The sequence below is a fragment of the Pseudomonadota bacterium genome, assembly GCA_039024915.1.
Classification (GTDB): domain Bacteria; phylum Pseudomonadota; class Alphaproteobacteria; order Rhizobiales; family MH13; genus MH13.
In genome coordinates, this window is sequence record JBCCPK010000005.1 from 384104 (window position 1) to 390635 (window position 6532).

9 protein-coding genes and 1 pseudogene are annotated in these 6532 nt (G+C 57.9%); 4 read left to right on the forward strand and 6 right to left on the reverse strand.

Features of this window, described 5'->3' with window-relative positions; translation table 11 throughout:
• Positions 1 to 11 precede the first annotated feature (11 nt).
• Positions 12 to 1229 (reverse strand): oxidoreductase, encoded by a 1218-nt coding sequence (locus AAF739_12340; GenBank protein ID MEM6383457.1) that lies wholly within the window; start codon positions 1227 to 1229, stop codon positions 12 to 14.
• Positions 1230 to 1566: 337 nt separating this feature from the next.
• Between AAF739_12340 and AAF739_12345 the strand changes: the two genes are divergently transcribed.
• Together AAF739_12345 and AAF739_12350 are read left to right on the forward strand one after the other, a co-directional pair.
• Positions 1567 to 2139, forward strand: a complete 573-nt coding sequence (locus tag AAF739_12345) for a TetR/AcrR family transcriptional regulator (protein ID MEM6383458.1) — start codon at positions 1567 to 1569, stop codon at positions 2137 to 2139.
• Positions 2136 to 3314 (forward strand): YbfB/YjiJ family MFS transporter, encoded by a 1179-nt coding sequence (locus AAF739_12350; protein ID MEM6383459.1) that lies wholly within the window; start codon positions 2136 to 2138, stop codon positions 3312 to 3314. Before AAF739_12345 ends, AAF739_12350 begins: the two co-directional genes overlap by 4 nt.
• A gap of 31 nt (positions 3315 to 3345) precedes the next feature.
• Here AAF739_12350 and AAF739_12355 read toward each other — a convergent pair whose 3' ends face one another.
• The 3 genes from AAF739_12355 to AAF739_12365 form a co-directional block, all read right to left on the reverse strand.
• Positions 3346 to 3804, reverse strand: a complete 459-nt coding sequence (locus AAF739_12355; protein ID MEM6383460.1) for a hypothetical protein — start codon at positions 3802 to 3804, stop codon at positions 3346 to 3348.
• 69 nt (positions 3805 to 3873) lie between these two features.
• Positions 3874 to 4227 (reverse strand): antibiotic biosynthesis monooxygenase, encoded by a 354-nt coding sequence (locus AAF739_12360; GenBank protein ID MEM6383461.1) that lies wholly within the window; start codon positions 4225 to 4227, stop codon positions 3874 to 3876.
• The gene (locus AAF739_12365; GenBank protein ID MEM6383462.1) at positions 4224 to 4547 is read right to left on the reverse strand and encodes an NIPSNAP family protein; all 324 of its coding nucleotides are present in this window, start codon (positions 4545 to 4547) and stop codon (positions 4224 to 4226) included. Before AAF739_12365 ends, AAF739_12360 begins: the two co-directional genes overlap by 4 nt.
• Before the next feature lie 74 nt (positions 4548 to 4621).
• Here AAF739_12365 and AAF739_12370 point away from each other — a divergent pair, with 74 nt between their 5' ends.
• Positions 4622 to 5302 carry a winged helix-turn-helix domain-containing protein gene (locus AAF739_12370; protein MEM6383463.1) on the forward strand — a complete coding sequence of 227 codons (681 nt, stop codon included), beginning with the start codon at positions 4622 to 4624 and terminating at the stop codon, positions 5300 to 5302.
• Here AAF739_12370 and AAF739_12375 read toward each other — a convergent pair.
• Complete coding sequence (locus AAF739_12375) at positions 5299 to 5955, reverse strand: aspartate/glutamate racemase family protein (GenBank protein ID MEM6383464.1); 657 nt, start codon at positions 5953 to 5955, stop codon at positions 5299 to 5301. The two genes, AAF739_12370 and AAF739_12375, sit on opposite strands and share 4 nt — an antisense overlap.
• A gap of 51 nt (positions 5956 to 6006) precedes the next feature.
• The gene (locus tag AAF739_12380) at positions 6007 to 6459 is read right to left on the reverse strand and encodes a PhzF family phenazine biosynthesis protein (protein MEM6383465.1); all 453 of its coding nucleotides are present in this window, start codon (positions 6457 to 6459) and stop codon (positions 6007 to 6009) included.
• On the opposite strand from AAF739_12380, the pseudogene AAF739_12385 reads away from it, so the two are divergent.
• A pseudogene (locus tag AAF739_12385) lies at positions 6409 to 6532 on the forward strand (transposase). The gene AAF739_12380 and the pseudogene AAF739_12385 overlap by 51 nt on opposite strands.

Consider the following 6532-nt stretch of genomic DNA (forward strand, 5'->3'; position numbering starts at 1 on the left):
CAAGTCGCCTGTTAGGCCTTTTTGCGGTGTTCCATCCAGTCAGGGTGAAAGCGTTGATTCCACGATGACACACGCGCTTTATCGCGGCCTTCATAGATGGAAACCATGTCGTGTAGGTCGCGAGCGTCCTTCAATGGGGTTCCGGCTGCCAAATGGGTCATGCCCATCGTGTACCAGGCAGTGACGCCGCCTTCCGGGGGATCAGCGAAGCGTGGAAACGTCGGGCCTCCTGTCCGCCCGGCCCGCCATTTGTTTGGCAGCTGGGGATCAAGGATCAGCGCCCGAGCGAGGCCGATGGCATCAACGCCCAAACCGATGGCATCGCGAGCCTGCTCGAAGCTCTTGAAGCCGCCCGTCGCCATGATTGGGATCGATGTTCTTTTTCGCGCCTCAAGCGCGAACGCGAGGAAGTAAGCCCCTGAGCTTTGCGTATCGGACGCGGAGCGCGCACCTGGGAAATAGGTTCCCCCACTGACATCGACGAGATCGACACCGCTTCCGTCGATTGCCGTAATCACCTCCAATGCTTCGCTTTCCGTGAAGCCACCGACGAGATTATCTGTCGCGTTGAGCTTCAGCCCAATTGAGAAGCTCGCCGGAACGGCATCACGGATGGCCGCTATCACGTCCATCAACAGCCGCATTCGGTTGGCCAGCGAGCCGCCATAGGCATCGGCCCTCTTGTTGAAGAGCGGCGACAGGAACTGGCTGAGCAAGAACCCGTGGGCGGCGTGTACCTCGACACCTTCAAAGCCAAGCGTACTCGCGAGCCTCGCGGTCTGCGCAAACGCTGCCGGGAGCTTTTTTACTTCTGCAATCGAGAGCGCATCACAGGCGAGGCCAGGTATGTCGAGTACGCTTGGTCCCTTGGGCGTGCTAATTGGCGGGTGCGCCAGCGCGCCAGCATGACCCAGTTGCAACCAAAGCTGGCAGCCATCAGCGGACCCTGCCGCTGCAAGTTTTCGGAAGCGGTCAAGATCGGCGTCAGCCCTCAGAACCAGATTGCCTGGTTTCTCAGCAAAGTTCGGATCCCCCTGAACCTCGCCTATGATGCATAGTCCAACCCCGCCGAGGGCCCACGTTTCATAGAGACTGAGTTGCTCGTCGGAGGGGTTGCCGCAACCGTCGCCAAGGGAGTCCGACATCGCAGACTTGGCGATGCGGTTTTTCAACTTTGCACCGCTCGGTAGTTCAAGCGGCGAGAAGAGTGTCTTGGGTGGATGGCTCATCGTTCGTCCCTCTACGCAGGGTTGCCAGATAGGGGCGGTGAAGCAAGAAGAAAGTGAGGTACTTCTGACTCAAGCACCGATCGACTGAACCTCGGAGCAGGCGCTGTCTAGAGGGCTTCGCGCAGCGTTTTCGAGCATTGCTGGAGATTTGCTCGGCGGTATCGTGGTGATGGCGGTCGCCTATGCGGGTCTGGGCTGATGGCGACGAACTGAGTTCATCAGCCCTATGCGTGCAGGCCTGATGCCAAGCCAAGCATGCCCTCACGAAACGATACGTTATCGAGTTAGCCCGACCATCACGGCTGGACAAAACGCGTTTTTTATTAGATAGACCGATATGTCTAAAACTGTCAAATCTACGCCCCAAGATCGCCTCCTCGCGACAGCCCGACAGCTTTTCTTGGCACAAGGCATCCCTCAGACCGGCATAAACACCGTGACGGCGAAGGCCGATATTGCGCGGATGACGCTCTACAACAACTTCGCCTCCAAAGAGGAGCTGATCCTGGCGGTGTTCGAGAAGGAAACAGAACTGCGGCGCGCCGCGATTGAGAACGCGCAAAACGCTTCCCATGAGCCGCTGGATAAGGTGAGGGCGCTCTTTGCGGTCGCGTTGGAGCAGGCATCAAAAGCGGGCTTTCGAGGGTGTGCTTTTGTCAACCTCGCGATCGAAACGGCGGCGCCTGATAGCAAGCTGCACCACCTTGCGCGGCAACACAAAGACTGGATCGCGCAGAACATTCAGGACGCTTTGGGTGAAGGGTACTGCGACGATCCCAAGACCCTGTCCCAACAAATTGCGCTGCTGTGGGATGGAGGGGTCGTCGGGGCATACATCCATCAATCTGACAAACCTATCCATCTGGCCCAAAGCGCGGCGGAATCCCTTGTGAAGTCGAGCCGTCGGTGACGGTGTCGCGCAATTGGTGGATCGTCCTTGGCTTGGCTCTTGGGGTAACCGTTAGCAACGCCTTCGCCCGCTTCGCCTACGGGTTGATCCTTCCTGCCATGCAAACTGATCTTGGATGGAGCTACACGCAGTCCGGCTGGATCAACACGGCAAACGCGCTGGGCTACATTGGCGGTGCGTTGCTGGCCTTCGCAATCATTGGTCGAGTTTCTGAGCGCCGGATGTTTGCGGCCGGGCTCCTTGTCACTAGTACGAGCCTGTTGATGTGCGGCTTGAGTGATGGGTTCTGGTACCTGACTTTTTGGCGCTTTTTTGCTGGCGTTTCGGGCGCCCCGGTATTCATTGCGGGTGGTGCCATGGCCGCAACGCTCTTCCCCGATGATGCAAGGAAGAACGCCGTGGCCATAGCGGGTTACTTTGGCGGGGCTGGCCTTGGTATGGTTCTCAGCGGCGGATTATTGCCCGGCCTTTTTCACCTTCACGGTCCCGCCCTGTGGCCGTTGGTTTGGATCGGTCTTGGCGTGATCAGCCTTGGTTTGGCGCCGGTCTCTATCTGGGCAGCGAGCCAGGCGCATGTTTCATCGCACATGGTTGACTGCAAAGCGCGTCTCCCGACCAGAGAAATGCTGTTCGAGTTGCTCAGTTACGGCCTGTTTGCCACCGGTCACACTGTTTACCTGACCTTCGTCATCGCCTGGGCGCAATCCATCGGCTTAAGCGTGGCAGTCCTTTCATTGGGCTGGGTTTTGATCGGTCTGGGTATCATCTTTTCGCCCTTCGCATGGCGTCCAATCCTGGCTCAGAACGCGTCTGGGTTACCATTAGCCATGGCCTGCGCCATCACGGGATTGGCAACTCTCGGTCCGGTAATGATGCCTGACGCTCTTGGATTTGTGCTTTCCAGCTTTTTGTTTGGACTGGCGGTTTTTGTCGGGCCTGCCGCGGTGACTGCCTTCAGTCGAAAGAACTTGCCAGAGCCGCAATGGAGAAAGGCGGTTAGCCTGTTCACCCTGGTCTTTGCAGTCGGGCAGACGATCGGCCCGGTCGCAGCGGGTCTTATTGGAGATGCCACCGGTACACTCAGCTCTGGCATTGTGGCTGCAGGGATTATCCTTTTGGGCGCTTGTCTGTTGGCTTCCTTTCAGAAGCCCTTGGCGGGAAAAGTGGCTCGCTGATCGGTCCCGCTGAGCGAAACGATCCATCTTGTCATTCGATCCGCTGTGGAAGCCCCTTACCGTTGTTCCACCAACGGTTTGGGTTGTCGCTGCGGGCGTTGTAGGCAGCCCTGCTCGCCCAATCCTCTCGAACAAAGATAACGGGCTCTTCATAATGGTGAGCATGGATGATCGCATCCATCACTTTGCCAAGTGCGGTCAGATCCCGCTCAATCGAGATTTTGAGCTCCACCATGGGGTAGGTCTCAGTGGCACCCGCTTCAAAACCATCCACATGTGTCGTCGTGGTTGAGTCTGGCTCCGGCTGGGAAGTCTCTTTGCCAACAGCGGAGATGCTGGCGTTTCGTTGGTACCGGCCAAAGTTCAGAAGATGGACCTTCATCACCTCATCAAGGATGCGATTGGTGTCCTCCGGCAAGGTTTGTACTTCGATTGTAAAGACCGGTACCAGAGTGCCGGAATTTGCGTTGTACTTGCTTAGATCGGTCATCTCCGCCTCAATCTGGTGTGGGCCCCGTAATTGGACAGCAGCCGGCATTTTCCGAACTGGTTGCAGGGCTTAGGGCAGCGGATCGTGCGCGTCTTGGCTGTCTATTGGGGCCTGTGTCCGGTCGAACATCCCATAGTCCCGGACAACACTGGCAATGCGCAGCTTGTAATCGTCGAACACACCGCGCCGACCCTTGTCTTGGGCACCCCGATGGGCCTTGAGATTGCGCCACTCTTCGATGGCGCGCTCATCTTCGAAGAACGATAGTGACAAGATCTTGGAAGGGTCGGACAAGCTCTGGAAGCGCTCGACGGAGATGAACCCGCTGATATGATCCAATAGGGGCCTCATCTGGGCTGCGATGTCCAGATAGTCACTCTTTCGGCCGTCTGCCGGTATCACTTCGAAGATCACTGCGATCATGGCCGCCCCCCGTGCGGCGCAGAGGCTAGTTTGAGGAACGTGCGGTCTTCGCGGAGCAGGAATTTCTCCCGCTGCGCAAGGGCATAGTTCTCCTGTCCTATTGGGTCTGAAGCCAGCCTATCACGGTAGGCCTCATAGGCAGCTAAGCTGGCGATGTTGTAGACGCCATAGGCAAGGGTGGAGGATCCCTCGTGTGGTGCGAAATAGCCAACCAGATCGGCGCCGCAGCGGGGGATCGCTTGCCCCCAGTTGCGCGCGTACTGCTCGAACTGCGATTTTTTGGTCGGGTCGATCTGATAGCGGATGATACACGTCAGCATGAAGACCTCCTACTCATGTGATTTTGCGAACTTACCCGTTTGTTCTGCGCTGATGTTTCGATTACGGTCGAACTATGAAAGAAGGTCCCAACATTGCCCATGTTGCCGCGCTGATCGGCGATCCGGCGCGCGCAAACATGCTGACCGCTTTGATGAGCGGGAAAGCGCTCACCGCCAGTGAGCTTGCGGGAGAGGCTTGCGTCACAATGCAGACGGCAAGCTCGCACCTTTCCAAGCTCGCCAATGCTTCGCTTTTGCGGGTGCGAAAGCAGGGGCGGCACAAATATTTCAGCCTTGCAAGTGAGGACGTCGCCCACGTCTTAGAGGGGTTGATGGGCCTTGCGGCTGGAGCAGGGCATCTTCGCAAGCGAACCGGCCCAAAAGACGCCGCGCTGCGCCGAGCCCGGGTCTGCTACAATCATTTGGCCGGCGATATGGGGACGCAGATGTTCGACAGCATGATTGCTCGCGAGCATCTTATCATCGTGGCTGGAGAATTGGCGTTGACGGAAGCCGGGACGGCTTTTGTTCGTGAGTTTGGCATCGATATCGACCGGTTGCGGAATGCCCGGTCTCCGGTGTGCCGCGAGTGCTTGGACTGGAGTGAGCGCAGGTCGCATCTCGCAGGCAGTCTTGGCCGCGTTTTTCTTGCGAGGTTTGAAGAGCTCTCATGGGCCAAGCGAGAAGAGACGAGCCGCGTTGTGACGTTCTCAAAGCAGGGCGCAGATGCCTTCGCTGAACTTTTCGCGCTCTAGACGTCTGAACGCGCCAAGATGGCGGTGACATGCACCTGCGCCGCGTCGACCACAGGATAGTCAGTCGCTTCACCCTTGAAGGCTAGGAACAGGTCGGTGCCGCCAAGCAAGACCGCGTCGGCACCATTTGCAGCTAGCTCTTGAGCAGCGTTCACGAAAACCGTTCGTTGTTCATCGGTGTATACGCCGGTTCGCGCCAACTCCGCATAGGCTTCGCCGACACGCGATAATTGCTCTCCCGCGGGCACGATGAGCTCGGTTGAGGTCACCTTGCCGAACAGTCGGCTTTCCATCGCCAGCCGATTGCCAAGTAGTCCAACGCGCTGGTAGCCAAGCTTTGAGAGGTGAGCGTCTATGCTGTCCAGTATGCTCACCACCGGAAGCGACGCGTGGTCCAAAAGCTCGTCGATGCAAAAATGGCCCGCGACGGATGTGACCGCGGCGACCGTCGCCCCCGCCGCCCTTAGACAGTCGATATGATCGGCGAAGACAGCCGCGTGCTCCTTCGCCGCGCCACGCTTCAAGTTATCGCTCAAGAGCGTCAACTGGGCATGATCGATGGTGAGCCTCATGCCTTCCGACGCTGAAGTTATGAGGCGGTAATAGTGCTCTGTTGCGGCCGTTCCGATCCCGCCGATGAGACCTATGTGCATGGTAGGCAGCCTTCCCTTGGCAAAATCAGTCGTTCACCGAGGGGAGCCGGATTAGGCAGCTTCACGCTGTATCAAGCGAGTCTCTCCGATAATGCGAACCGGGCTGTGCGGAGTGTCCTCGAACTCGGCCAGAATACGGGACGGTTGGCCCATGTCTTCCCCCTGCAAAATCTCAACTTCGCCATGCGTCAGCCAACCCATGTCACGCAGATAGCCAATCATGGCCGCCGCCGCCGCGCCGGTTGCGGGATCTTCGTAAACCCCACCCGCCGCAAACGGGTTTCTTACATGAAACGTCGATTGGTCGGCGGCGTAAGCAATACAGAAGGTGGCGAGGTCTTCGCGATTTTGCAGCTCGCGCCCTTCATCGAAATTGTAGCCAAGCTGCGACAGCCTGCGTCTTGAGTTGACGAAAACAACAAAGTGGTTGGCACCAGCGTTGGCGAAGTCGTCCGGCAGCTTGGAGTGACGCAGGTGACGTACTACCGATGGCGCAAGGAGTATGGCGGCATGAAGGTTGATCAGGCGAAGCGCCTGAAAGATCTGGAGAAGGAGAATGCCAGGCTGAAGCGCCTTC

What these genes read in the sequence shown, in the direction of transcription:
- AAF739_12340 (MEM6383457.1), bottom strand. Translation starts at nt 1,229, where the DNA reads ATGAGCCATCCACCCAAGACACTCTTCTCGCCGCTTGAACTACCGAGC.
- AAF739_12345 (MEM6383458.1), top strand. Translation starts at nt 1,567, where the DNA reads ATGTCTAAAACTGTCAAATCTACGCCCCAAGATCGCCTCCTCGCGACA.
- AAF739_12355 (MEM6383460.1), bottom strand. Translation starts at nt 3,804, where the DNA reads ATGACCGATCTAAGCAAGTACAACGCAAATTCCGGCACTCTGGTACCG.
- AAF739_12360 (MEM6383461.1), bottom strand. Translation starts at nt 4,227, where the DNA reads ATGATCGCAGTGATCTTCGAAGTGATACCGGCAGACGGCCGAAAGAGT.
- AAF739_12365 (MEM6383462.1), bottom strand. Translation starts at nt 4,547, where the DNA reads ATGCTGACGTGTATCATCCGCTATCAGATCGACCCGACCAAAAAATCG.
- AAF739_12370 (MEM6383463.1), top strand. Translation starts at nt 4,622, where the DNA reads ATGAAAGAAGGTCCCAACATTGCCCATGTTGCCGCGCTGATCGGCGAT.
- AAF739_12375 (MEM6383464.1), bottom strand. Translation starts at nt 5,955, where the DNA reads ATGCACATAGGTCTCATCGGCGGGATCGGAACGGCCGCAACAGAGCAC.